The sequence below is a fragment of the Phormidium sp. CCY1219 genome (genome assembly GCF_055795085.1).
In genome coordinates this window covers 1-23,415 of the sequence record NZ_JAYFEQ010000258.1, presented here as the reverse complement: position 1 = coordinate 23,415, position 23,415 = coordinate 1, and the positions used below count along the sequence as shown (strand labels likewise).

The 23,415-nt window shown below is 51.1% G+C and carries 26 protein-coding genes; 11 read left to right on the top strand and 15 right to left on the bottom strand.

The features are described 5' to 3' along the window. Nucleotides 1–52 precede the first annotated feature (52 nt). Nucleotides 53–1,411, top strand: coding sequence for a polysaccharide biosynthesis tyrosine autokinase (locus tag AC0QH1_RS03075; RefSeq protein WP_324629356.1), 1,359 nt, complete (start codon nucleotides 53–55; stop codon nucleotides 1,409–1,411). A gap of 27 nt (nucleotides 1,412–1,438) precedes the next feature. Here the strand turns inward: AC0QH1_RS03075 and AC0QH1_RS03070 are convergent, their stop codons facing one another. Further along, a complete protein-coding gene (locus tag AC0QH1_RS03070) occupies nucleotides 1,439–2,143 on the bottom strand; it encodes a rhomboid family intramembrane serine protease (RefSeq protein ID WP_324629355.1) in 705 nt (234 codons plus the stop codon). Between the two features lie 292 nt (nucleotides 2,144–2,435). After that, nucleotides 2,436–2,768, bottom strand: a complete 333-nt coding sequence (gene petJ / locus AC0QH1_RS03065; protein WP_324629354.1) for a cytochrome c6 PetJ — start codon at nucleotides 2,766–2,768, stop codon at nucleotides 2,436–2,438. A 451-nt stretch (nucleotides 2,769–3,219) separates the two neighbouring features. On the opposite strand from petJ, the gene AC0QH1_RS03060 reads away from it, so the two are divergent. Then, entirely contained in the window at nucleotides 3,220–4,797 is a 1,578-nt protein-coding gene (locus tag AC0QH1_RS03060) for a diguanylate cyclase (protein WP_324629353.1), read from the top strand. 44 nt (nucleotides 4,798–4,841) lie between these two features. Here AC0QH1_RS03060 and psbV2 read toward each other — a convergent pair whose 3' ends face one another. The 7 genes from psbV2 to AC0QH1_RS03025 all read right to left on the bottom strand — a co-directional run bounded on the left by psbV2 (nucleotide 4,842) and on the right by AC0QH1_RS03025 (nucleotide 8,281). Next, nucleotides 4,842–5,348 (bottom strand): photosystem II cytochrome PsbV2, encoded by a 507-nt coding sequence (gene psbV2 / locus AC0QH1_RS03055; protein ID WP_324629352.1) that lies wholly within the window; start codon nucleotides 5,346–5,348, stop codon nucleotides 4,842–4,844. 339 nt (nucleotides 5,349–5,687) lie between these two features. Further along, entirely contained in the window at nucleotides 5,688–6,179 is a 492-nt protein-coding gene (psbV, locus tag AC0QH1_RS03050) for a photosystem II cytochrome c-550 (protein WP_324629351.1), read from the bottom strand. A gap of 72 nt (nucleotides 6,180–6,251) precedes the next feature. After that, nucleotides 6,252–6,470 (bottom strand): hypothetical protein, encoded by a 219-nt coding sequence (locus tag AC0QH1_RS03045; RefSeq protein WP_324629350.1) that lies wholly within the window; start codon nucleotides 6,468–6,470, stop codon nucleotides 6,252–6,254. Between the two features lie 38 nt (nucleotides 6,471–6,508). Beyond that, complete coding sequence (locus AC0QH1_RS03040) at nucleotides 6,509–6,706, bottom strand: translation initiation factor IF-2 (RefSeq protein ID WP_324629348.1); 198 nt, start codon at nucleotides 6,704–6,706, stop codon at nucleotides 6,509–6,511. Between the two features lie 26 nt (nucleotides 6,707–6,732). Then, a complete protein-coding gene (locus tag AC0QH1_RS03035; protein WP_324629347.1) occupies nucleotides 6,733–6,864 on the bottom strand; it encodes a hypothetical protein in 132 nt (43 codons plus the stop codon). Nucleotides 6,865–7,016: 152 nt separating this feature from the next. Next, entirely contained in the window at nucleotides 7,017–7,937 is a 921-nt protein-coding gene (gene accD / locus AC0QH1_RS03030) for an acetyl-CoA carboxylase, carboxyltransferase subunit beta (RefSeq protein ID WP_324629345.1), read from the bottom strand. Between the two features lie 104 nt (nucleotides 7,938–8,041). Continuing rightward, nucleotides 8,042–8,281 (bottom strand): putative signal transducing protein, encoded by a 240-nt coding sequence (locus tag AC0QH1_RS03025; RefSeq protein WP_324629343.1) that lies wholly within the window; start codon nucleotides 8,279–8,281, stop codon nucleotides 8,042–8,044. Nucleotides 8,282–8,580: 299 nt separating this feature from the next. On the opposite strand from AC0QH1_RS03025, the gene AC0QH1_RS03020 reads away from it, so the two are divergent. Both AC0QH1_RS03020 and gatC read left to right on the top strand, forming a co-directional pair. Then, on the top strand, nucleotides 8,581–9,102 hold the full coding sequence (locus AC0QH1_RS03020; RefSeq protein WP_324629341.1) for a photosystem I assembly protein Ycf3: 522 nt from the start codon (nucleotides 8,581–8,583) through the stop codon (nucleotides 9,100–9,102). A gap of 66 nt (nucleotides 9,103–9,168) precedes the next feature. Continuing rightward, nucleotides 9,169–9,462, top strand: coding sequence for an Asp-tRNA(Asn)/Glu-tRNA(Gln) amidotransferase subunit GatC (gene gatC / locus AC0QH1_RS03015; protein ID WP_324629340.1), 294 nt, complete (start codon nucleotides 9,169–9,171; stop codon nucleotides 9,460–9,462). Between the two features lie 544 nt (nucleotides 9,463–10,006). Here the strand turns inward: gatC and AC0QH1_RS03010 are convergent. The 4 genes from AC0QH1_RS03010 to AC0QH1_RS02995 form a co-directional block, all read right to left on the bottom strand. Further along, entirely contained in the window at nucleotides 10,007–10,831 is an 825-nt protein-coding gene (locus AC0QH1_RS03010) for a prepilin peptidase (protein WP_324629339.1), read from the bottom strand. Between the two features lie 220 nt (nucleotides 10,832–11,051). Then, nucleotides 11,052–11,306: a hypothetical protein gene (locus tag AC0QH1_RS03005; RefSeq protein WP_324629338.1), complete on the bottom strand. Its 255-nt coding sequence runs from the start codon at nucleotides 11,304–11,306 to the stop codon at nucleotides 11,052–11,054. A gap of 351 nt (nucleotides 11,307–11,657) precedes the next feature. Beyond that, nucleotides 11,658–11,786, bottom strand: a complete 129-nt coding sequence (locus AC0QH1_RS03000; protein WP_324629337.1) for a hypothetical protein — start codon at nucleotides 11,784–11,786, stop codon at nucleotides 11,658–11,660. 326 nt (nucleotides 11,787–12,112) lie between these two features. Then, complete coding sequence (locus AC0QH1_RS02995) at nucleotides 12,113–13,918, bottom strand: purple acid phosphatase family protein (RefSeq protein WP_442957269.1); 1,806 nt, start codon at nucleotides 13,916–13,918, stop codon at nucleotides 12,113–12,115. A 167-nt stretch (nucleotides 13,919–14,085) separates the two neighbouring features. Between AC0QH1_RS02995 and AC0QH1_RS02990 the strand changes: the two genes are divergently transcribed. The 6 genes from AC0QH1_RS02990 (at nucleotide 14,086) to aroF (ending at nucleotide 19,024) form a co-directional block, all read left to right on the top strand. After that, nucleotides 14,086–15,186 carry a hypothetical protein gene (locus tag AC0QH1_RS02990; protein WP_324629335.1) on the top strand — a complete coding sequence of 367 codons (1,101 nt, stop codon included), beginning with the start codon at nucleotides 14,086–14,088 and terminating at the stop codon, nucleotides 15,184–15,186. A 49-nt stretch (nucleotides 15,187–15,235) separates the two neighbouring features. Beyond that, entirely contained in the window at nucleotides 15,236–15,994 is a 759-nt protein-coding gene (locus tag AC0QH1_RS02985) for a sucrose-phosphate phosphatase (protein WP_324629333.1), read from the top strand. A 105-nt stretch (nucleotides 15,995–16,099) separates the two neighbouring features. Then, nucleotides 16,100–16,729, top strand: coding sequence for a Holliday junction branch migration protein RuvA (ruvA, locus tag AC0QH1_RS02980; protein ID WP_324629332.1), 630 nt, complete (start codon nucleotides 16,100–16,102; stop codon nucleotides 16,727–16,729). 239 nt (nucleotides 16,730–16,968) lie between these two features. Beyond that, complete coding sequence (rpsO, locus tag AC0QH1_RS02975; RefSeq protein WP_324629331.1) at nucleotides 16,969–17,238, top strand: 30S ribosomal protein S15; 270 nt, start codon at nucleotides 16,969–16,971, stop codon at nucleotides 17,236–17,238. A gap of 15 nt (nucleotides 17,239–17,253) precedes the next feature. Further along, nucleotides 17,254–17,721 (top strand): PAM68 family protein, encoded by a 468-nt coding sequence (locus AC0QH1_RS02970; protein WP_324629329.1) that lies wholly within the window; start codon nucleotides 17,254–17,256, stop codon nucleotides 17,719–17,721. A 232-nt stretch (nucleotides 17,722–17,953) separates the two neighbouring features. Then, the gene (gene aroF, locus AC0QH1_RS02965; RefSeq protein ID WP_324629327.1) at nucleotides 17,954–19,024 is read left to right on the top strand and encodes a 3-deoxy-7-phosphoheptulonate synthase; all 1,071 of its coding nucleotides are present in this window, start codon (nucleotides 17,954–17,956) and stop codon (nucleotides 19,022–19,024) included. Between the two features lie 94 nt (nucleotides 19,025–19,118). On the opposite strand, the gene AC0QH1_RS02960 is transcribed toward aroF, so the two are convergent. Together AC0QH1_RS02960 and AC0QH1_RS02955 are read right to left on the bottom strand one after the other, a co-directional pair. Continuing rightward, nucleotides 19,119–20,246: an ATPase, T2SS/T4P/T4SS family gene (locus AC0QH1_RS02960; RefSeq protein WP_324629325.1), complete on the bottom strand. Its 1,128-nt coding sequence runs from the start codon at nucleotides 20,244–20,246 to the stop codon at nucleotides 19,119–19,121. 506 nt (nucleotides 20,247–20,752) lie between these two features. Next, nucleotides 20,753–21,880 (bottom strand): HetZ-related protein 2, encoded by a 1,128-nt coding sequence (locus AC0QH1_RS02955; protein ID WP_324629323.1) that lies wholly within the window; start codon nucleotides 21,878–21,880, stop codon nucleotides 20,753–20,755. 801 nt (nucleotides 21,881–22,681) lie between these two features. Here AC0QH1_RS02955 and AC0QH1_RS02950 point away from each other — a divergent pair. Continuing rightward, on the top strand, nucleotides 22,682–23,415 hold a 734-nt coding region (locus AC0QH1_RS02950; RefSeq protein WP_324629322.1), incomplete at its 3' end, for a hypothetical protein.

The following is a 23,415-nucleotide window of genomic DNA, read 5'->3' as shown; positions in this document are numbered from 1 at the left end:
GAGCCGGATGAGGTGAAAGTCTCAAGTCCGGTTCTGAAGACGAGTAGTTCTGGTGACGGAATTGCTTAGTTTAACAGAACGAGCGGCGGAGGTGATTGGCGGGGATGGAGTGGCAGCTCCGTTAATGACGAGCGATCGCATCCGCAAGGATAGCAGCTTGGATCCAGCGCGGCAGCAGTTGGCTCAAAATCTGGTGGGTTTGCAAACCGAAAAGGAACGATTGCGGCAACAACTCAATTTGTTGGTGAAGCGAGAACGGGAACTGAGCGAGCAATTTAAAACCCTACCGAATAAGCAGAAAGAACTGGCGCGACTGGCGCAGCAGGTGCAGCTCCACCAAGGACTTTACAATAAGATGCAAGGAGCTTTAGCCGATGCAAAAGCGGCAGAAGCGGAAACAGTGAGCAGTTTGAACGTAGCAAACGAGCCATACGTGAGCAAAAATGAGGTAGAAGGGAATTCCCCGATTGTAGTATTTATCCTTGGCGGGATTGTCGGGATATTGGTGGGGAATGCCGTGATTTTCGTGCTGTCCTTGCTCGAAGGCAAGTGCTACACCAAAGAGGAAGTGCAGAATGCATTGCAGCAACAAGAGCTGCGAATTCTGGGCATTTTGCCCCAGGTGTATCCGTTTGAATTCGAGGAGGTTCGAGACCTGCCGGTGATTGTGGATCCCGATTCCCCCTATCTGGAGTTTTACGAGAAGTTCCGCACGAATCTGTTGCGGGTGGGAGAGAAGCCGCCCAAGGTGTTGTTGATGAGCAGTGTGGCACCGAAAGAGGGCAAGACGTTTTGTGCGTATAATTTAGCGATCGCCGCCGCCCGTGCGGGTAAGCGGACATTGCTGATCGAAACCGACCTGCGATCGCCCACAAAAGCTAGTGCCCTCAACGTCACCCTCGATCCGGAGACCCACCTCGAACCCCTGAGCTATTACGGGCAGCTCAACCAGTGCATTCGCCTCGTACCGGAAGTGGAAAATCTCTATATCGTCCCCAGTCCCGGCCCGGTGCGAAACAGCGCCGCCCTGCTCGAATCCTACGAAGTGCAACAACTCCTCAAAGATGCCCGGGTGCGCTTTGATATGGTCATCTTGGACTCCCCGGCATTAAATGTCTGTAACGATGCGTTCTTGCTCGAACCGTTCAGTGATGGCATGGTAATGGTCACGCGACCCCTGGTGACCGAACCGGGGATGTTAACCGAGTATGTGGAACCGCTGACGGAATCGGAAACGGTGCAACTGTTGGGTGCGGTGGTGAATGGAGCCGATATCCCGGTGCAGTTTCCCGAGATATCTGGGATGCAAGATTCCTTCAATCTTCCCCAAGCGTCGGACGCCCCTCGCCCCTCCCTGGAACCAACGGACGCCGCCCATCATGCCCAGTTGCCGACTCTACCCCGTCGGTAACTGCCTTCCAGTGGGTTTCCTTGTGGGTTAGCGCCGGGAACGGGAGGAAAATAGTCCGAGCAACGGACCTAGAATCGCTCCAAATACAAATCCCCCGGCGTGCGCCCAGTAGGCAATCCCACCATTTTCCATGCCGATATTGCTGGGTTGAGCCAAACCGGCAATCCCGTAAAAGGCTTGCTGCACAAACCAGAATCCGAGAAAGACAAAGGCGGGAAGGCGGACGAAGAAGCCATAGAAAATCGGAATCAGGGTGAGGATTTCGGCTTTGGGATAGCGGAGGATATAAGCGCCCATCACGCCGGCGATCGCTCCGGAAGCGCCCAAGGAGGGAATGCTCGAACTCATGGAAAAGCCCCACTGGGCTAATGCCGCTAATGCCCCACAGGCCAGGTAAAAAACCAGGTATTTTACATGCCCCAAGCAGTCTTCGACGTTATTGCCAAAAATCCATAAAAACAGCATATTCCCGCCGAGGTGCAACCAACCGCCGTGCAAAAATTGCGAGCTAAAGAGGGTAATCCATTCCGGTACCGGGTCGCCGACAGATTCCCCTTGCAAGCTGGCACTCAACTCTTGCGGCACCACCGCCCAGAGGTCAAAGAACCGATCCAACTGTCCTTGCTGCTGCACGAACAATTCGAGGAGAAAAATCGTGATGTTGACCACGATTAGGCCATAGGTCACGTATGGGGTGATTTGGGTTGGATTGTTATCGCGTAAGGGAACCAAGGATTTTATGCTTTTACACTATCCACACATTTTAGATCGAGTTGGGATTTGACGGGGGCGATGCAAATTTGATGTGGTTTTATCCCTCTCCGTCGCCTTGCAGGTGAAGGTTGAGATATATAGCACAAAAACTTGCTTTTTGTCCAAAATTGTAATAAATCTTTACTAAAATGGGGAGGTGATTAGAAAACCTCTCTGCAGAGTGCAGAGAGGTTAAAGATTCAGCACAGAATCGTTTTATGCCAGTGGATGGAGTAGGCTTTCAGTGGTGCGGTTGGCACACAGCTTCCATCTACCAGCCTTTTTCGGCTTGTTCGAGAACATAGGTAGCGACATCCTCGATTTGCTCGTCACTCAGACGACCGCTAAACATGGGCATGGCGCTTTTGCCGTTTTTCACCTGATAGGTAATGGCTTCGATAGAGTTCATGTTGTACTGCTCTAGGGCTTCTTTCTTCAGGGTTTTGTTCGCCATAATCACGTTACCGCCGCCCATGTGGCAAGCTGCACAGTTAGCGCTAAAAATTTGGGCACCTTTAGCAGCATCGCCAGCCAAAGCCGGAGGTGCAAAGGAAACCGCGAACAGGGCGATCGCTAACAGGACGATAGATAGCAGTTTCTTCAAAGTCGTTCTCCTCTACTCAACATTCGTAAGGTTTCGGTCAAACTGTATTTTATCCCGCTTCGTTCACACAAAACGCGATTTTCTTTCTCTCCAATCCCCAATCCTGGCATTGACTTCGGCAGGATTTTATGATACTTACCGCCTGAATCGAGACGGGGAAGGAGGATAGCGATCGCCCCCGAAGCAATTTCGGTGAGAATTCACAGGGGTGAGGCGATCGCCTCGGGAAAAGCCGGGGCCTGCTTGAGGAAAAGAGCCAGCCCTCAGCTCATCGGAACTCACAGAGCGGCAATTCTCCCGCAGACAGATGAGTGCATGACCCCGGCGAATCTTCTAGTGTGAAAACCCAACCCCCAGGTTTATGGGGCTTCCCCCAAGAAACAAGCACAATTGCCCGGTGGGATGAGGCAGTTAATCTAAAGAGGGAACTTCAAAAACACTTTTATGAATAATGTTTGTTGATTCTCTTAGACAAGCTATCGATGGTGAACCCATCACCACCACAGCGGATACTCCCTTGTCCGAAGCGATCGCGCTGATGAGTCGAGGGCGGTCTAGTTGCGTCTTGGTGGTCGATCGCCCGCCTTCCGGGGAAAATAAAACCTGTCGCCTGCTCGGGATTTGGACGGAACGGGATGTAGTTCGCCGGATTGCCTCGGCGAAGGAATTCCAGGGCGTGACGATTGGCGAAGTAATGACAACCAATGTCATCACCCTGCAAGACTCCCCCGGGGAAGAACGAGATATTGTCACTGCTCTGAGTTTGTTTCGTCAGCATCGCATTCGCCATCTGCCGGTACTCGACATGCAAGGTCAATTCTTAGGGATTATTACCCATCAAAGCATCCGTGGTGTCTTGAAGCCGATTGACTTTATGCGACTCAGACGAGTGATAGAAGTGATGAACCCGCGAGTTATTCACGCCCCCCGTCAGACGAGCGTACTTCACCTGGCTAAACTGATGGCACTCTATAACGTTAGCTGCGTGACGATCGCCGAACACCATAACAGTAAACTCCTCCCACCGTCTCAGAGTCCCTGGGGAGGATACTCGGCGGATAGCTGTCAGATCAAAGCCGTTAAACCGGTGGGCATTGTCACCGAACGGGATGTGGTGCAGTTTCGCAATTTAGAATTAGACCTGGAGGGGCTTTGTGCAGAAAAGGTAATGAGTACCCCTTTATTTCCGATTACCCCGGAAGCTTCCTTGTGGGAAGCGCATCAGCAGATGCAACGCCGACACGTGCAGCGCTTAGTGGTGACAGGTCCGGAAGGGGAACTAGCGGGGATTATCACCCAAACCAGCTTGCTGCAAGCATTAGATCCGATGGAGATGTATGCCGAGATTGAGGTCTTGCAACAACTGTTGCAACAGTCGGAATCGGAACGAGAGGCATTACTCAAGCAGCTTATCGCGCGCAATAAACTGCTGGAATCTCTGGCGCTAACCGATGCTCTCACCGGGTTGCCGAACCGACGGGCAATGGAGCAAGCAATGCCGCAAATGTTGCCACAGCCTGACGAGGTGGAGGAGGAGCGGTGGGAAGGCTATGTCTGCGTGTTTGCCATCGATGTGGATTATTTTAAGCGGGTTAACGATACCTACGGGCATTCCACGGGGGATTTAGTTTTGAAAGAAATAGCGGCTCGTTTACAAGAGACGGCTCGCTCGAATAGTTGGTTTTATCGCTATGGCGGGGAGGAATTTGTCTGCATTACCCCGGGAATCAGTCCGCAAACGGCGAGGGAGTACGGCGAATCGTTGAGAAGGGCGATCGCCTACAAACCCTTCAAAACCAGCGATCGTGTAGCAATTCCCGTGACGATTAGCATTGGCTGTGCGATCGCCAATCTTGCCAAGCAAAAAACTCAGCCCGACGAACAACTGCTCGACCCCCTGGTATTACTGGATCTGGCCGATCGCGCGTTATACCAAGCCAAAGGCGAGGGGCGCAATTGCCTGCGGATAGCACAGATAGCCGACAATTGCGCTCCTGACTCCCAGCCTCCTTTAGAATCTTTCGCTTAAAAAAACCGCTGATGGCTCTTTAATTCTTTTCAGGCTTGCATTGTCTATAAATCGAACTGTTGCGTTCCCCATCCCGGAGCTTTTTGAGCGGCTCTGAGAATAAACGCAGCCAGTTTGTTCACCTTCGCTCTCGGCATCCAACTGGAGGGAACTTCACGACACCAATAGGTTTCGTAGTTCCCGTCATAACTCATCGGATGGCGCAGATAGTCCACGATGCCATCCACCGTATCCCGGGGGGGCGTCGCTCCTTTGAGGTCTGCTAAAGACAGAGACACGCTCGGATCGGGTAAAGTTGAGCCGCCCACGTGACAATTGATGCAGTTTTCTTTAAACAACTGTTTCCCTTCATAAAGCTCTTGGGGAGAAAACATCTGGGTTTCTCCTTGCTGATTCATCGTTAAGGGAACCGGCTCTGACGCTTTTAAATATTGGGTGATGTATCGGTCTTCCACGGAGTCAGCTTGCGCGGGTAAAACGATGCTCATCAACCCAAAGCAGGTTACGAGTACCGTCACCAAACAGCGAAGCAGAAATTTTCGAGGCAGCATTAATCGTATATCCTTACTTTTTTTTATGTTCGATTGGGTGGGGGAAAGCTAGGCAATCGAATCGGACATCCGCTCGAGTCTTGTTCTCAGGGGGCAAGAGGCTTGCCCGGTTTCGAGCTGAGGCTCTCGGATCCAGTCTACCGCGAAGCCGATCGCGCGGCGATGGGTAATGGGTAATCAGCAATAGATCGAAGGAGGGCGCGAGTGCAAGCCACTCAACGCTCCAACGATCCATTACCTATTACCCATTACCTGACGAGGTGTCAGCTTGTCGCGTCAGTGGGTACGGATGCGACGGCACGGAGCTGGGGGAAAGCTTGCACCTGTGGTGCAAGATGATTAGCGATAGACTTTACCGCCACCCCATTGATTGCCCATAATCTTGGGTTGGAGGAGGATGTATCCGGCGATCGCGAACAGGTCATCCTCGGTCAGATTTCTCATTTCCGGGAAAATATCCGCGCTCTTGATGCTGGGGTGTAACTCAGAAATGTCAAACTCCCCATCATAAGTGGTGGGACTTTTCATGTAATCGATTAACCCTTCAATGCTATCTCGACGGGGAGTCGCTAAAGCCAACTCTTCCGGACCTAGACCTACGTTGGGATTGGTTTTGGTGATCCCGCCGGCATGACATTGGCTGCAAGTGTCAATAAACAAGCGTTTGCCTTGTTCTAGTTCTTTCACGCTCAGTACCACCATGTCTCCCTTGTCATTCAAGGGAAGGGTGCGGGTGGTTTCATCGAGTTCGACTGCAGCAGCACTCCCGACAAGTATTTGAATCGTGAAGAATACAGTGGCTACAACTAGCCAGATGCATCTTTTCAGCATGGTTTTCCTCAAAAAAGCAGATTTGGTATGACAACTCAACACAGCGAGGGCGAAATCTCCCCTCGGCATGACTCAGTATAAAGCTTGCTGAGGGCGAATCTTCCTGCTGGATGAGCTTTCGTGCGCGCCACTGGGAGCCGATCGCGGTGGCAATACCACGAACCCGAGGGCGGATAGGGCGATCGCCACCCCCCCGGTTTGGGGACGCTCGGATCCCATCGGCGATCGCCAATGGAGCGCACTGACCTGTTGCACGCCAATCATTATCGGTTGCTTTGCGAAAGCCCGCATCTGCGCGAGTCTTGCCGCTCAATTTGGCCAGGTATCGCTTAGGTTGACCCAGACTCGGAACTCTCGGTCCTGTGGGCGATAATTTGGCTGATAATTGCCTTGGCATCCTCTAAGGGCAGAGGCGTTTGGGGGCTTTTGTAGGCAATGGAGAGCCTTACGCACAACTGCAACACCTCCTCAACCGGGAGATGGTAGTCTTCGGCGATTTGCTCGATTGACAAGTCAGCAAAACCCATAATGATTGTCTGCTTTAGGTCAAGATTTAGCCATTTTCAATATCACTATCATGCCACTGCATGGCACTTTCTAAAAATCCCAATTTATCTTGGCGGTTTGCCTCGGCTGATAATTGCGATCGCGCGCTGCTGTTTTGGGCTTTTTTCCCCGGTTTCACCTGCGCTTTCCTTGACAAAGGCCGCTACAATTCGATGCAAATTAGGTATTTTTTACCTTTGACTTTTGCCCGGTTTTATGCTTTTCCAGGGTGCTGCGCGATCGCTTCGGTTGCAATGGAAGAAGCGATCGCGTCGGGCTTTTTATTCCCCTTCATTCTAGAGCGGTGGAACTGAGTTGCATATCGGCTAAGGGCATCCGGTGGGCGAGGGGAGATTGGGGCTGATGCAGGCAAATAAGCTGCGCTAAGGTTTTCTTAAGCTGGGTGCGCGGCACGATCGCATCGACGAATCCATGATCGAGCAAGTCTTCCGCTGATTGAAAATTCTCCGGTAGCTTTTCTCGCAGGGTTTGCTCGATCACTCGACGCCCCGCAAACCCAATGGTGGCTTTCGGTTCGGCTAAAATAATATCCCCTAACATGGCAAAGGATGCGGTGACGCCGCCTGTGGTGGGATGGGTGAGGATGGGTACGTAAAGCAGTTTCTCTTCTCGATGTCGCTCTAGTGCCCCGGAGATTTTTGCCATTTGCATTAAGCTGAGCATCCCTTCTTGCATTCTGGCTCCGCCGGAGGCACAGACGATCGCCAGGGGCAATCTTTCTCGGGTGGCTCTTTCTACCAAACGGGTGAGTTTTTCGCCAACGACGGATCCCATGCTGCCGCCCATGAACTGAAAGTCCATCACGCCTAGGGCAATGGGTAAGCCGTCGAGTTTCCCTAATCCGGTTTTTACGGCGTCGATACTGCCGGTTTTTTCTTGGTATTCGCGCAGGCGATCGCTGTAGGCTTTGCGATCGCGAAATTTTAGGGCATCCATCGGCTGTAGGCGATCGTCGATGGGGATCCAGGTGTCGCTATCGATGAGCTGTTTGATGCGTTCGCTACTGCTGACTCGCATGTGCTCGCCACATTCCAGACATACCATTTGATTTGCCTGGAGGTCTTTCGTATAGGTCAATACGCCACAAGCTACGCATTTTGTCCACAACCCATCGGCTATCTCCCGCTCTTGCCGCTCTCGGCTAATCGGACCTGATTTCCGGCGATTTGCAAACCAATCAAATAGAGACATGAAAACGCTTTATTCCTCTTTATTTAGCTAATGAACATCTAGGTAATTTTTCTAAGGGGGAGCAAATTTTTGCCGCTCGATGCTCTCGGCGATCGCGCTTTTATTTATCGCTTCGGATCCTCACCAGGCTCTTCCCCTGGTTCTGACTCTTTGGGGCTGAGTAGGAGCAGTGCCGTCCATTTGTCTTCTGGTCGAACTTGCAGGGCTGTTGGACTCCCGGTGCCTAAGTACGATGCAATTCCCAAATCTACAATCCGACTCGGGATTTGATGCGCCTCGAGCACTTGTTGCATCAACTCAGCTTCCCAGCGATGGCTGGTTGTTTTCAGTGCAATCCAGGTCACAGTTCAATAATCTTACCAAATAGCCGCTCGATCGAGGATGGGACAACCCCCCTCTGGACAAAGTTTACATCCGATGGTGAAGTTCTCTTTTCTTTGCTCGTCTATCCCCTCTCTCTGGGGCGCGATCGCTTCTCCCCCCCCTTTCTTTTGGATCCCTCGGTGCAAGTCACAGGGCCGGCGATCGCCCCTGTCTACCTTTTCGTCTAAATCCCTCTCCCTCAATCCCCAACCTTGCCTACAATAATTAATGATGCACAAGGCGATTGTCTCTTTCAATACTCCAATACCAGGACACCCCCATGCCAAGAACACAACGCAACGATAACTTTATCGACAAAACTTTTACGGTGGTGGCAGATATCATTTTGAAGATTCTGCCCACCAACCAACAAGCTAAAGAAGCTTTCGCCTACTACCGCGATGGTATGGCGGCTCAGTCTGATGGCGAATACGCTGAAGCTCTGGATAACTATACGGAGGCTCTGCGTCTGGAAGACGATCCCAACGATCGCAGCTACATTTTCTATAATGTCGCCCTGATCCATACCAGTAACGGCGAGCATGACAAAGCTCTGGAAAATTACAACAATGCCCTGGAACTCAACCCGCGCATGCCTCAAGCCCTCAATAATATCGCTGTGATTTACCACTACCAAGGCGAGAAAGCAAAGGAGGCGGGTAAGCTTGAAGAGGCAGAAGCGTTCTACGATCGCGCCGCCGACTACTGGAAGCAAGCTATCCGCCTCGCGCCCAATAACTATATTGAGGCTCAAAACTGGCTGAAAACTACCGGGCGCTCTCAGATGGATGTATTTTTCTAGCGCTTTTGCTCGCTTCCGTTTTTCCTCCGCTTCTGTAGCTGTCTGATTCACCCAACATTCATTCCTATGATTGACCGAGAACAAGTTCGCAAAGTCGCTCATCTGGCTCGTCTGGACCTAACTGAAGAAGAAGAAGAAAAGTTCACCAGTCAGTTAGATGACATTTTGGAGTATTTCGAGCAACTCAGCGAATTGGATACTGAAAATGTCAAACCCACAACCCGGGCGATCGATGTCAGTAATGTGACTCGCCCCGATCGCCTCGAACCTTTCCGCGATCGCGAGGCAATTCTCAATGCTGCCCCCGATCGCGAGGATGACTTTTTTAAGGTTCCTCAAATTCTCCAAGACTCAGAGTAGTCCTCGATCCCCTACTCGGGGTGCCGTAGCTTCTGCACCCCGAGTCCCCTGGCACAACATTGCTGATTTGACATTTTTATCGAAATTCTTTCACCCATAGAAAATCTCTAACTTTCACCCTTTCCTCTAATCTCCTCTTTTTCACTTTATGACTACATTTTTAAACAGTTATATTTGTAGGCGAGGCTTTGCTATATTGTCAATTTGTTACAGGTTATTTGTAAAAAGGGATCCCTACCAGGGGCGATCGTCATCTTGACAGACACTCAAAAAGGCGGGGGATTGAAATCGCGCCGAGGCACAGGCAAAGCGCGAAGGGGCGACAGCGCTATAGTCCGCCTAAGCGGACTTTTTTTAGCTTGATTCCTTTTTACACTATATATAAAAACCGTAGTGTTTACACAAAGTATTTGTCGGTTAAAGTTAAAGCAGTAGAATCGCAAAAACATCAGATGATTCCGTTTATATAAAACTTAAGTGATTTGAAGATACAACCTCCTTTTCCTTCAATTGAAAACCTCAAAATTCACTCAGTTAAAAGGTTTTAATTGAGGGGAAAAAATAGGTTGAGATAGGCGGATAAAATCGCTTCACCCCAAAGGGCGGTAATGGCAGCACCCAGGGCGAGAAACGGACCAAAGGGCATCGGTTTGCTGCGCTCTAACCAACCTGCAGCGATCGCGCTACCGCCGACAAAAGCACCGACAGCGCAAGCAATAAATCCTGCCAACAACAAGTATTTCCAGCCCAACCAGGCCCCCATCATGGCGGCGAGTTTGGCATCTCCTGCGCCCATCGCGGTTTTGCCGAAAACAATGGAACCGACAAAGGCGATCGTCTCTAACAGCCAGATGCCGATAACCGCACCGACAATGCCCATCATCAGGCGATCGCTAATCCCGGAGAGTTGCTGGGTGGTGGCCCATCCCAGAAGCGCCTGAAACCCCAACCCCACCACCAGACCCGACTGGGTAAGCGGGTTGGGCAAGGTCATGGTATCCAAATCAATAATCGACAGGGCCAACAACCAGCTAAATAAGACCCAATACCCCACCATTTGCAAGGGGGTTGCATAGGTGAAAAACAAGACGAAGACGAATAAAAGGCCGGTGATGGCTTCTACAATGGGGTAGCGCGGGGAAATCGGACTTTTGCAGTGGGCGCAGCGTCCGCGCAACCTTATCCACCCGAAGACGGGGACATTTTCGGTTTTGCCGAGTCGATGCAAGCAATGGGGGCAGCGAGAGGGAGGCCACAACAAGGATAATCCTGCCGGGATCCGATACACCACCACATTGAGAAAACTGCCGATCGAGGCACCCAAGGCAAACGCCAGAAATATAGCAGCAACAGCAAAAATCAGATCCATGTTTGCGGGTTTGGTGTAGAGCTTCGATAGGGGGGAACGGGGGTTAGTGGGGAGACTCTGGCAAGGGTTGCGATCGCCTCAATAACCTTGCAATGTTTTGGTGATTTACCCAGTTTCTTTCCCGGCGTCCACTGCACTTTACTGAGAGTTAACAGGCAATAGGCCAGAGAAGAGATGAGCGCGTACGCGAGAAAGGCGACAAAAGCGATCGCCGTTTTTTTTAATAGAGTCCCGATTCAATGCGATCGAAAGGTACAAAGCATTCGGTGAGCAACAATGCAGGTTTTTTGCGAAAAATGAGTTGTCCGCGATGGGTAAAGCGATCGATAGCGACGCCGAGAGGGCGCTGCATCCCATCGGGATGAACTTCCTTGTAAGTACGATAGATTTGCCGCGCCGCTCTAAGCACAGTGGGATCGAGCAACGTCGGAGACTCTACAGTGGTTTCTTCTTGCCATTGCGGTGCAGCGTACATGACCACGCAACCCTATTGATTAGTATGGGATAGCTCCCATAGTAGGAGCATTTGATATCGATCTTGGTTACGATTGTAGTCTACCATTTATCAAACTGGAGTCCAGCCCCGGCAAAAACATCTACCTAAAGAAAGATTTCCGGTTTTGGTTGACCCATTTAATTATTAGGGGTTTGACCCCTCATCCTGTCTCCGTGCTACCTCGGGTTTCCGGTACAGAGTCAGTGCTGAAAATGCGTTCCTCGGTTGAGGAGCAATTTTTCACTTCCCCCATTGAGGGGCAACGAATAAACTGAGGCGGTTGTGCTGTAGAGGGAAACTATGCGCCAGACCAATATGTGGGGGGCAGAATTACTGTTTGCCCACCTCGGCATTAATTTGGATGAAGGGGCGCGCGTAAATTTTCCATTTTACCGCAGGAAGTGGGTCAGCATCGGCATAATACCAACCGCCGCAAGTCCAGTTCTGGTGGGAGTGCATTGGCGTTAGCGCCGCCATGCCCATAGAGGTTCCTAGGGTCGCTGAGTGCAGGGTAGGGCGATCGGCTGCCCTATCTCGAAAGCTACCGTAGCCCAACTAAATGGCTAACAGCTTATCACTTCACGATAGAATAACATCTGCCACCATATACGACTTACCTGTGGGGAGGCAGATGCGCGGGGAAGACGTTTCCAGCATGTGCTGGAAACCACTGAGCGACGAATTATCACTTTTTTAGGGTAATGTTTTAAGTCGGTTTTTAACCGACTTGAGCTATTAGGCGGGGAACTAATTCCCCGCCTGGTTATCGGCGGCCAAATGGCAGTTTATTTTAACTTAAATTCATCAAACTTTATCGCGGGGGCGGCGGGTTTTCTTAGGTCGAACCGATAGCTGCTGACCACACCAGTAGCGGTATCGAAAATACTAAACGCCGAAATATCATTGCTGGCAAGATAGGGCAGAGTGTTGCCCGTTTCATCTACCAAAGGTACCAGGGTGGGAACCACGGGGTCTAAGGCATTTGGATCGCCAGTGGCCACATATTCTTCTCGATAATTTTTCGGCACTTCGCGCTTTTTATCCTGCCAATATGCGCCGTAAGTATTCCCCACATTAGAAGATTCTAAAAAGTGCATTCCAGAGGGACTGACGAAGCGATTCCACAGATGAGAATGGCCGAAAAAGACTAATTGCACGCCAGCAGATTCTAGCAGCGGAACCACATCGCGAATGATGTAATCTTGTGCTGGGGGATATTCATACCGCACGCTAATCCGCCCGATCGCATCTTGCTCTAAGCGCTGCACCGGATTTGTATAGGGGGGGACTACATTGCCGCCCAAGGAATGGGGCGGATGATGAAACATGACGATTTTGTATTTCGCTTGCTTGAATTCGGCACTATTCAATTCTCTTTCGAGCCACTGATATTGCTCGCTTCCTTTGGCAATCGGCTCAAAAATATGCTGTCCGAATCCCCATTTTTCCGGGTTATCCACATCTTGTTGGCGTTCGCGATATCGTCCTTTGCGGTTCGGACTGAGACTGGGCGATCGCCAAATATTGGTCACGTAAAGCACCACCAATCTCACATCCCCGAAAGTAATGGCATAGTAATTTTCATTTCCGCCATTATTCGGCAAGGTAAAAATCTCGTTAAACGTAATTGTATTAAACGAATTGTCAATCAGCCAGCGATCGCGCAGTACAGGCGACCCTTCCGGATTGATTTCCGCTGCTTTTTCCCGATAAAGGCGATCGGCAATCTCCCGAGGAAACGCATCTGCAAACTGCTCGTTTAAGTCTTTTTCCATCGAAAAGCGACCCATCACCTCGTGATTGCCGGTTGCCGGAAATAGGGGTACATGTTGAATAATTTCGCCCCCGGTATAAACCTCGGTTTGCCCATTTTTTTCCAACGTATAATGAGCGCGACCCTGAAGTACCGGGAAAAACGCACCGCCGCGATTATCGTCAAACCATTCCGAAGCGCGATCGGGAATATTCTGCAAATCCCCCGCCAGGAAAACCGCATCCAAGCGCCCCATTGTTTCTTCTACTTTTTGTAAATTTGCAGCCGTCATCGGCATTAACTGATGATCCGAAGTGAGCAAAATTTTAAGCTGAGTATTCGGTTGCGGTTTGGGGGCCAAAGTAAACACATTGCTGCTCACTTCCCGACTTTGTGCATCCACACTGGTGACTCGATAGGAAACCCGCACCCCCGGGGTCAACCCAGTGACTTTCGCCTCATGTCGCCAGATATCGCGCATCGTCGGCGTTTGGTAAATCTCGCCATCTTCAGTTTGGGTTCCCACCCGCGATCGCCGATCTTCCCGGGTGCGACTGAGTTTAGTCGTCGTGGCACCCACCACCTGTTGCAAATCTTCCCCATAAGCAACAGTATGCTGGATCCCGGGAAACTCGGTGAACCATACCACCCGCACCGAGTCTTCCGTGGGGAGTTGCAAAAATGGATCGCTGAGAAGCTGAGGTTTGAATAGCATAGGAGTCCAGATCGGGATCGAAAGCGTCAGCAAGAGAGAAAGAACGAATAAAACGATCGCAAACCACAGGTGGCGCGGAGTCCCTTCCGGGGGTTCCATCGCCTCAAACAGAGGGGTCAGCATAAAGGTAAGAAACGGTAAGATGCACAGTTGCCATCGGCGCGATCGGGGATTGATTCGATTGGCACCCACTACACCCTTCCTGGTGATTCCCCGTCCAACCAATCGCCGAGAGCCTCAATAATTGTAACGGCTGGTGCGCCTTTTTTAATTTAAAGTTTAGATAAAGGATGACCCTGCCCTCAGAACCGAGGGAACCCCATTTGCGCCACGTTCTCAAATCGATAGAGATTCCTGAACTGAAAGACAAAGCTTTGACCCTTCCCGATTGTTCTCCGGTTCACCTGAAGGGGAAAGATTGTCGAGCCATTGTCATTGGAATTCAATCGGTCATGTTGGATAAAAATCGCGAGCAAGCGTTAGAATTTATCGAAAAAATCGAGGCAGAGAATCCCGACGTTTCTGCCTATGAGATTGCCAACAAACTGCGCCGCTATACCCGACGGTCTTATAACGATATTCGATTTGCGATCGCCACCTTATCGCCGACAAAATTTATCAATCGCGCCTTAGATATGCCCGTGAGCTTCAGCGATCGCGAAATCGACTTTGCCCATTTTATTGCGGCCCTGTGCGATCGCATTACCTTACCCGGACTGGCTGGTTCGGTGAATTTTACCACAGCCTGGACCGCCAAACATACCTCCTGGACTGGCGATTTAGGCCAAGCCATTTGGGATTATCAACAGGGTAAATTTTCCACCGTAGAGCGCGCCTTGCAAGCGGACGCTTCACCGCCGGATTTAGCGGCCAATATCGGCGCATTTATTGTCGGCGACTACTTGAATAAAGGTGCGATTTATCGCCGCTATCGGTTTACCTCATCACCGGATGAGTTAACCTTGTCTGCGGTAATTCGGGAGTTTGATTCGATTCGCTATCCCGAACAGGTGCGTGCCTTTCTCTGTGAAGAGTTAGGCGGGCGAATTGATATCGATACCCTGCTCAATCCCGCAGAAGTAGAAGCCAAGATTCGCCGAGGGATTGCCCTGTTTTTAGCCTTTGTCAACCTGCACCAGTTGGGCAAGCAGATAAAAAATCTGGAAAATTATGCGGCAGAACTCTTGACAAAAAATGAAACTTGTGGTAAAGAATATTTGACCGCATCGGTGTATTTTTTGCAATACATCATTGACCAAGGGGAGATAAATGCGGTGGAATTTCGACCTTGGGGGAATCCATTTTTGCCCGGGGGGTTTCCCGGAGGGGAGGCAGGGGAAACCGTGCGGATTGAAAAAAGTATCGGCAGAGAGTTGACGGGGGAGGGATGAAGCGTCAACACTAATAACGAAAAGTAGACGGAATTGCGATCGAGGCAATATGAGTCAGTTTTTGTTCGTGTCAGATTTAGACAATACCTATGTTGGCGACGATGAAGCCTTAGGGAAATTGCAGCAGCAGCTAGAGCAGCAGCGGCAAGAACACGGAAGCAAAATCGTGTATTCCACCGGGCGATCGCCGCAACTGTACAAACAGCTTCAAGAAGAAAAGCAGCTCATCACCCCAGATGCGCTGGTGACTTCTGTGGGCACCGAAATCTATATCGACAGTAGCGACAGCTACGATACCGAATGGGCCGAGATTCTCTCCAAAGGGTGGGACCGAGAGCAGGTGGTGGCCACCGCCGGACATTTTTCCGACTTAGTGCCCCAACCCGACTCCGAACAGCGCCCGTTTAAAGCCAGTTATTTCCTTTCGGAAGAAGCGGCGCAAGAGTTGTTACCGCGACTGGAATCGGCGCTCAAAGAGCGGGATTTAGAGGTGAAGGTGATTTACAGTGGGTCGCAAGACTTGGATATCCTGCCCAATGGCGGGAATAAAGGGAAGGCGATGCAATTTTTAGCCAAACGCTACGGAATGCCACCCGAACGGACTGTTGCCTGTGGGGATTCGGGGAATGACATCGCCTTGTTTGCGGTAGGCGATGAGCGGGGCATCATCGTAGGCAATGCCAAGCCCGAATTGAGAGAATGGTACGATCGCAACAAATCCGAGAGTCTTTATATGGCTCGATCTGCCTGTGCGGCGGGGATTCTGGAAGGCTTGAAGCACTTTGGGTTTATCGAGGGAAGTGCTTGAGATAAACGGTTGGCGAGAATGAGCAGTAGGCTGGGCTGTGTCGGTCCAGCCTACTGCTAGCTCAGGGGGGAGAAGGATAAGGAATCCCGAACAGAGGGGGAGTGAATGATTGGGTATCTGAAAGGCACGGTAGCAGGGGTGGTGAAAAACACGGGCAACCGTGTTTTTCTCAGCTTAGAGGTGAATCAAGTGGGGTATGACTTGCAAATTGTGCCGCGCATGGTGCAGCAGCTACCGGCGATCGGGGAAAGCGTGCAAGTGTTTACCCATTTACAGGTTCGCGAAGACCAGATGGTGTTGTATGGTTTTAGTAGTTATGCCGAGCGGGATTTGTTTCGGCAGTTGATAGGGGTGAGTGGGATTGGGAGCCAGTTAGCGATCGCCTTGTTGGATACCTTAGAGATGTCCGAGTTAGTGCAAGCGATCGTCCGGGAGAACACCCGCTTGCTCGCCAAAGCCCCAGGGGTCGGGAAAAAAACTGCCGAACGGATTTGTTTGGAATTGCGAACCAAACTTGCCGAGTGGCGAAAGCAGGTGGGGTTGAGTCCCAGTGTGGCGGCGGGATTAAAACCTGCCGTGCAAGAAGATGTGGAAATGACCCTGTTGGCGTTGGGATATACCAGCAGCGAGGTGATGCAGGCATTATCGGCCCTGAGCGAACAAGCTGACGCCAGTACAGAGATGCCCGTGGAGGAGTGGATCCGGCGAGCGATCGCCAGCCTATCTGAGCCTTAAAAATTAAGAATGAAGAAAAGCACAAGGACTCAATTGCCGAGGTTCGATTGTCAAGATTCCCTGCCCTTTGGCGAGTCGAAGTCATAACCCGGTTGGCGGGTAAGTCTGCCCCAGGGTTTGCCCGGGTGCTGGCCAACATCGGCAATAATTGGAAAACCGAAGCGAGATATCTGTTTTCAAGCCAGAGTTTCTATGTTAAGATTGTCAATTGCTGCATTTGAGAATTTAGTCAAAAATAGATGGCACTGACGCAACAGGATAAACACCAGATCATTAACGAGTATCAAGTTCACGAAACCGACACCGGATCGGCAGACGTGCAAGTAGCCATGCTCACCGAGCGGATTAGCCGACTGAGCAACCACCTGAAAAGCAACAAAAAAGACCATGCCTCCAGACGGGGGTTGCTGAAAATGATCGGTCAGCGCAAGCGGTTACTGGGGTATATTTCTGCTAACAACCCACACCACTATCGCGAGTTGATTACGCGCCTTGGCATCCGTGGATAGAAGATAGGAAAACTCATGTCACCCGAACCCCAACGCACGCGCTTACCCTTTGAACCGGGTAAACGAAAAAAACAGACCAAAAAACAACCCAACTCCCAGACATCAGCGACGAGCGCCCCTGGCAAACAGGAGAGCGCCAAGGGGGGAATGTCCAAAGAACAGCGGACAATTCCCGAAGTCGTCAGTCGTCGCATGGTGACTCGGATGGCCTTGTTATGTGGAGTCCCCACCGGTTTAGGGATGGCCACATTTGTGGCCAGCTACTTCATCGTCATGCAAGAATGGTTTCCCCTGCCTCATATTGCCGTGGTGTTCGTCAGCATGGGCTTTTTTGGTCTGGGAGTTGTGGGGCTAAGCTACGGCATCCTTTCGGCATCTTGGGATGAGAAGACCCCAGGCAGCGTACTGGGCTGGAGCGAGTTTACCACCAATTTCGGACGGATGACCGAAGCGTGGCGAGCGTCAAAACAAAATAGCCAGTAAGCGGCGAAAGGCATGCTTGCCCAGAAAAATCGAAAAAAAAAGCGATCGAAAATGCTTCAGCGCCATCCAGAGAAGCACGCCAAACCCTTGCTGAGGGCACAGAGCACCACGCCGAGGGAGCGAGCGACCCAACGGCTCCTTTTAGGCAATTTGGCCCTTAACGAAGCTGAGATAAAGTACGCTAAGGGCTGACAAACTTTATTGACAACCAAACAAGCCGGGTAATTTTGCCATGATTATTGTGATGAAAGTCGGCGCTCCAGAAGAGGAGATAGACCGCCTGACCGAAGAACTCACCAGCACTTGGAATTTGACTCCCGAGAAAATTGTGGGTCGGTACAAGACGGTGATCGGACTGGTGGGGGATACTGCGGATCTAGATATCCTGCAATTGCAGGAAATGAGTTCTTGGATCGAGCAAGTCCTGCGAGTCGAGCAGCCGTTTAAGCGAGTCAGTCGAGAATTTCGCCACGGAGAAGCATCGGAAGTGGTGGTGGACACCCCAAGCGGGCCGGTGCCATTTGGGGAACATCATCCCTTGGTGACGATCGCCGGACCTTGCTCGGTGGAAAACGAGGAGATGATTGTCGAGACCGCGATGCGCGTGAAAGCCTCCGGGGCGAAATTCTTGCGGGGTGGTGCATTTAAGCCGCGCACCTCGCCCTATTCGTTCCAAGGACATGGCGAAAGTGCGTTAGGATTGCTGGCAAAGGCACGGGAAGCGAGCGGTCTGGGAATTATTACCGAATTGATGGATGCCGCCGACTTGGATGCGTTAGCAGAAGTGGCGGATGTGATTCAAATCGGGGCGAGAAATATGCAGAATTTCGCCTTGTTGAAGAAAGTGGGGGCACAGGATAAGCCGATTTTGCTGAAGCGAGGGATGTCAGCGACGATTGAAGAGTGGCTGATGGCTGCCGAGTATTTGCTCGCGGCGGGGAATGCGAAAGTGATTCTGTGCGAGCGCGGGATCCGCACCTACGATCGCCAGTACACGCGAAATACCTTGGATTTGTCCGTGATTCCGGTATTGCGATCGCTCACCCACCTGCCGATTACCATCGACCCGAGTCACGGAACCGGGTGGGCTGACTTGGTGCCTTCAATGGCAAAAGCCGCGATCGCCGCCGGAACCGATGCCCTGATGATTGAGGTTCACCCGACGCCGAAGAAAGCCCTGTCTGACGGTCCGCAATCCCTGACCCCGGAACGATTCGATCGGTTAATGAACGAAGAACTGGCGGTTATCGGCAAAGCGATCGGTCGCTGGCCCTCAGAAGAACCCGCCGCCGTGTTGGCATAATGCCACAACAGAATCGTTCAAACCGAATAATCTATCCGCTGATTAAAGGCAAAAGTAAATTTTTACTTTTGCTTTTTTTTTCGGGGAAGTTGAGCTATTCGGATTCGTGATTGAGCTTGCGAAATGCAGCAAGCTGTTCGTCCACTTTGCGAATTAACTGGTTGAGAGCCGGGATCGCTTCTAATTTACCCGAGAGCGTCGGATTATCTTCCGCGCGATCGCGCAGTTCGTCCACCTTGCGCTGTAGCTGTAGAGCCAGACGCAGGGCATCGCGACTTAATTCAGCAAGCTGCTGCTGCTTGTAAAACTCGAGCGCTGCGCCGCGCAACACTTGAAGCGTGGCGCGTTCTCCATGCACTCCCGGCATCACCCGCAAACGCAATAACACCTCAGAATTTTGATAGAGACGTTCTATTTCCATTTGCTTGGGTTTTTGCACGGGGATTAACGGCAAGCGAACCAGGAGTTTGAGTTCGTCGAGGGTGCCGATAAAAAGGGAGAGTTCCACCGCTTCGAGGACCGATTGCACCACCCCATCCTTACTCCAGAGAATCCGACCCGATTGAGATTGGCGCTCAAAATACAAGCGTCCGATGCCGCTATCTAAGATGCGCTCGAGCAATTCTTGCAAGAGTTGTTTGGGGGGTAACTGGGTTAATGCTGCACTCGGTTGGTTAGTATGGGAAGCATTCACCTGTAAAATCGGGAGAGCTTCTTCATTGCTTTCCAGGGAGTCCGGTGCGTTAGGGGCATGTGGCGGTCTGGTTCCGCCGCGACGCTGTGCATGGGGCGAAGGAATTAACTTACCTTGAGAATCGATCGTCAAAGCCGTGGATGAATTTGCGCCACTGGTAGAGGAACCCGGGCGATCGCCCCGATTCCCTTTATGCAGCGCCGTGCCGGAATTTTTTTGACCCGTGTGGGTGTAGTTCAAATAAGCCGAGAGAATGGAGCGCAGAATCTCCGGTGAAATCTGTTCGGGTACGACAGAGCATCGCATGTAGCCGAGAATTTTCCGAACGTATTCTAAAGCACCGGCATCTTCTGGATCGACCATCCCCAGATGAAGGCGGCTACCGTGGATAGCCAAAGGCAACACTTCATGGTAGAGGCAGGCTTCAAACGAAAGCAGCTTGTCAATTAATTGAAATATCTGCTCGGAATCCATGTGGGCTGCCCAATCGATGGTGGTTTTGGATTGCATTGGCTTCTTGGTGGGCATGAATGCTCCTCCACCTGCTAGGCGAGGTGGTAGTGTCTTGATTAGAAGGGCTTATCCCTCCCCACAGCCGGCATTCTCGCCGCGTTCTGGGAACTTTAGCCCAGCAACACCCCCCAGTCGTTTCCGCTATGGGGCGTGTAGTGAAACTTTGACCGGGACTGCGACCTGTATGAACCGACTCTCTAGGATTTACAGGGTGTTGCTCCATCTATTGAGAGGTCGTGTTTCCGGGTAGCTCGGAATCGGTGATGCGCCCTTTACCGTACCGATCGAGATGAAATGATTGTACCACAACCCTGTTGGTGAGGAGGCTCCTCATCACCTTGCGCGATCGCCAACCTGCTACGCGAGAAAAGGAGAGTGGGGCGAATCTTGTTCGATCGGCCTACTCGAATCAGGGGAAACTCATCCGCCGATCGCCTGCATTATATCATTTTGAACCCGGGGCGGGCAAGGGATCGAGGAAAGCCCGAGACAGCGGGTGACAAGGGAGGGATAACTCGGTTCTAGCGATTGCGGAAAGACTGAGCGGCTAAATACAGTTGAGTCCACTCGCCGAACGCTTGAGAAGGTTTGAGATGAATCACCTCAGCGATTTGCGCGAGAGATTGACCCGCTTTGAGCTGGGTTAAAAGTTCGCGTTGAGTGGGGGTGAGGCTGTCGCAAAATTGCTCCCACTGGGTGGGAGTCAAACCCAAACCATGTTGTTGCAAGCTCGTTTGCAGCCAGCTTGTGACCAATTCTGGTTTGATTTTGAGGGTAAAGACGCGAATTGCGTGATAGCTGACTTTTTCGCGCAGACGATAGACTTGTTTGACGGGTAAATTGAGTTTTTTGGCAATTTCATCTTGAGAGCGCCCTTGCAGATATAGCCGCAGCCACTGCGCCGCCGTTGGATCCACATTTTTTTCTAGATAGGTTTCAAACTCCCGTTGCACCGCTTGACGCAGCAATTGTTGTTCTTCCCAAGCCCGCGCGTCTTTCGCGTTGGCGATCGCGCGCGCATCCAACAGACTTACCGTTCCTTCGCTTTCATCCGAGCTAATTTCGTCCGAGACGAGGCGAATTAATTCTGCTTCCGGGACTTGAGTCAACCCCGCACGCTGAGAGCGGCGCAGGTAGTTAAAAAAGCGATACGCCAGCAGGGGTTGATTGCGAACCGGGCGCAGACAGTATTCTTCCAGACTAGCGAGCAACAGGGCATTTCGCAGCCCTCGGTTGTGGCTACATTGCCCGAGCCAGGCGATTTGCTGCTGCATGTAGCGATCTCGCTCGCAGAGTTCTTGGATGACTTCTTGCACCACATCCACCACCGTGCGCTGGCGATCGCGACTCAGGGCCACCCAGGTTTTGATTTTATTGCGAAGCAAGACCAATGAAGACAGACGGCGGATCAAGTTGCGGTACGCTCGCTCTGGCGGGATTCCCAGATAGCGAGGGCGTAAAATCCGATAGCGATAGTCCATCGCCTGTTCGGCAATTTTTAACTGTTGCGCCGAAAGGGTCTCAAACCCCTCCGGATTTTCCCCTAACAGCCACATCACGATGCTCTCATGGGTGCTGCTTGGGTGTTCTGGGCAATCTTGCAATAGTCGCGATCGCCACTCGGAAGCCAGTTTGTCTGCTAACCTCATTAACCCTTACTCCTCACAACAGATTGTTAACCACACTCCTCCCCGATTCTAAGCGCATTCCTATTGATGCGGGTGTGCTTCCCCCCAGAACCACTCACCCCAAACCCCCTCGCATCGGTAAAATTCTCCTCCTGCTTCCTGTTGTCCCACGCGCCAAAATCCGCTCCCCCTGCCTTCACTTCTCTAAAAAATTTTACTATTATACCCTTTTATTTGCCAGGGCGCAACAGAGAAAACCTGTAAATGTTTTTTAACATTCATTAAAATATTGTAGATTTTACTGACAAAATAGAGACATTTTTGGGGAAAAATAAAGTATTTTTGGTCTGAAAAATCACCAGCCAACTTGCATTTTTGCTGTAGGAAGAAAAAATTTTTAAATGGGGGAACAAAGGCTCGGGAACAGTGGTCGATGCTCCCTAAGGGGATTTAAAGTGACTTGAGTGACAATAAACTTGGGCCCCTTTACACTCTCTATTCACCACTATCCGGCAACCCACCGGAGATTTCCTAAAAAAATAGTGCAATCGGAATTTAAGGGTAATTTTAGGAGGAAATTTTTTAATGCGGTGGCGAGTCCCTAGCAAATTAAATCCTCAGAAAACCATTTGCGAGGGAACCAGATGAGTTCGCGCGATCGCTACAGTCAGTCAATTTAATCAAGTAGCGCTTGTGGAATTTCCACCGAATAAAAGCCTGGGTCTCAATATTTAAGCCCTATCCCAGTGAAGCGAGGGAAAACCTTCCCGCTCTTCCATCACCAATAAACCATTGATTAACACTCACTCGAGGAGATTAAAGATGAATCCCGAAGACATGATTGACGAAACAGGAACCGTTACCGAACAAACCACCGAAGAGCCGCAAGAGACCACTACCGTAACCGAAGCCCCCGCAGAAGAGCAGCAAGACACGGCCCAACCATTAACCGTCGAACTGACCAATTTTACCGGGGATAACGCGCAAGCCAAGCTGTTACTAGAACAAACCGACACAGGCATTCAGGTTAACGTCGTCGATGTTACTCCTCAAGCAGATATCCGAGGCGTTTTCCTCAATATTGCCGACGATTCTCTACTCGGTGGTTTGACCGTCAATGGCTCCGACGTCACCAATTCCGCGATCGGATCGGCCAACCAAGGAAATCTCAGCGGCGATGCAAACGTGACGCCCAGTTCCTTTGAAGTCGGCGTAGAAATTGGCACCCAAGGGATGGGCGCAGATGACATTTCATCCACCAGCTTTACCCTTTCCCACGCCTCCGAAACCTTGAAGTTAGAATCATTTCTCAGTCAAAATTTTGGACTGCGCTTAACCAGCGTTGGAGAAGAAAATCGCTCCGGAAGTAGCAAACTCGAAGGAATAGCTCCCGCCAGCTTAACCCCTGAAGTGACCGAAGAAGAAAGCGAAACCGCTGAAGAAGAGACGGTCATGGAAGCAGAAATGACCGAAGAAGAAAGCGAAACCGCTGAAGAAGAGACGGTCATGGAAGAAGAAATGACCGAAGAAGAGAGCGAAACCGCTGAAGAAGAGAC

Bases quoted from the DNA above. Each gene is read 5' to 3' on its own strand.
- AC0QH1_RS03000 (WP_324629337.1), bottom strand. From the start codon at position 11,786: ATGCACTCCCACCAGAACTGGACTTGCGGCGGTTGGTATTATGCCGAT.
- aroF (WP_324629327.1), top strand. From the start codon at position 17,954: ATGATTATTGTGATGAAAGTCGGCGCTCCAGAAGAGGAGATAGACCGC.
- AC0QH1_RS03010 (WP_324629339.1), bottom strand. From the start codon at position 10,831: ATGGATCTGATTTTTGCTGTTGCTGCTATATTTCTGGCGTTTGCCTTG.
- accD (WP_324629345.1), bottom strand. From the start codon at position 7,937: ATGTCTCTATTTGATTGGTTTGCAAATCGCCGGAAATCAGGTCCGATT.
- AC0QH1_RS03005 (WP_324629338.1), bottom strand. From the start codon at position 11,306: ATGTACGCTGCACCGCAATGGCAAGAAGAAACCACTGTAGAGTCTCCG.
- AC0QH1_RS02995 (WP_442957269.1), bottom strand. From the start codon at position 13,918: ATGCTGACCCCTCTGTTTGAGGCGATGGAACCCCCGGAAGGGACTCCG.
- AC0QH1_RS02960 (WP_324629325.1), bottom strand. From the start codon at position 20,246: ATGCCCACCAAGAAGCCAATGCAATCCAAAACCACCATCGATTGGGCA.
- rpsO (WP_324629331.1), top strand. From the start codon at position 16,969: ATGGCACTGACGCAACAGGATAAACACCAGATCATTAACGAGTATCAA.
- gatC (WP_324629340.1), top strand. From the start codon at position 9,169: ATGATTGACCGAGAACAAGTTCGCAAAGTCGCTCATCTGGCTCGTCTG.
- AC0QH1_RS02985 (WP_324629333.1), top strand. From the start codon at position 15,236: ATGAGTCAGTTTTTGTTCGTGTCAGATTTAGACAATACCTATGTTGGC.
- AC0QH1_RS02970 (WP_324629329.1), top strand. From the start codon at position 17,254: ATGTCACCCGAACCCCAACGCACGCGCTTACCCTTTGAACCGGGTAAA.
- psbV (WP_324629351.1), bottom strand. From the start codon at position 6,179: ATGCTGAAAAGATGCATCTGGCTAGTTGTAGCCACTGTATTCTTCACG.
- AC0QH1_RS03045 (WP_324629350.1), bottom strand. From the start codon at position 6,470: ATGCGGGCTTTCGCAAAGCAACCGATAATGATTGGCGTGCAACAGGTC.
- AC0QH1_RS03040 (WP_324629348.1), bottom strand. From the start codon at position 6,706: ATGGGTTTTGCTGACTTGTCAATCGAGCAAATCGCCGAAGACTACCAT.
- AC0QH1_RS02955 (WP_324629323.1), bottom strand. From the start codon at position 21,880: ATGAGGTTAGCAGACAAACTGGCTTCCGAGTGGCGATCGCGACTATTG.
- ruvA (WP_324629332.1), top strand. From the start codon at position 16,100: ATGATTGGGTATCTGAAAGGCACGGTAGCAGGGGTGGTGAAAAACACG.
- AC0QH1_RS02990 (WP_324629335.1), top strand. From the start codon at position 14,086: ATGACCCTGCCCTCAGAACCGAGGGAACCCCATTTGCGCCACGTTCTC.
- AC0QH1_RS03020 (WP_324629341.1), top strand. From the start codon at position 8,581: ATGCCAAGAACACAACGCAACGATAACTTTATCGACAAAACTTTTACG.
- AC0QH1_RS03060 (WP_324629353.1), top strand. From the start codon at position 3,220: ATGTTTGTTGATTCTCTTAGACAAGCTATCGATGGTGAACCCATCACC.
- psbV2 (WP_324629352.1), bottom strand. From the start codon at position 5,348: ATGCTGCCTCGAAAATTTCTGCTTCGCTGTTTGGTGACGGTACTCGTA.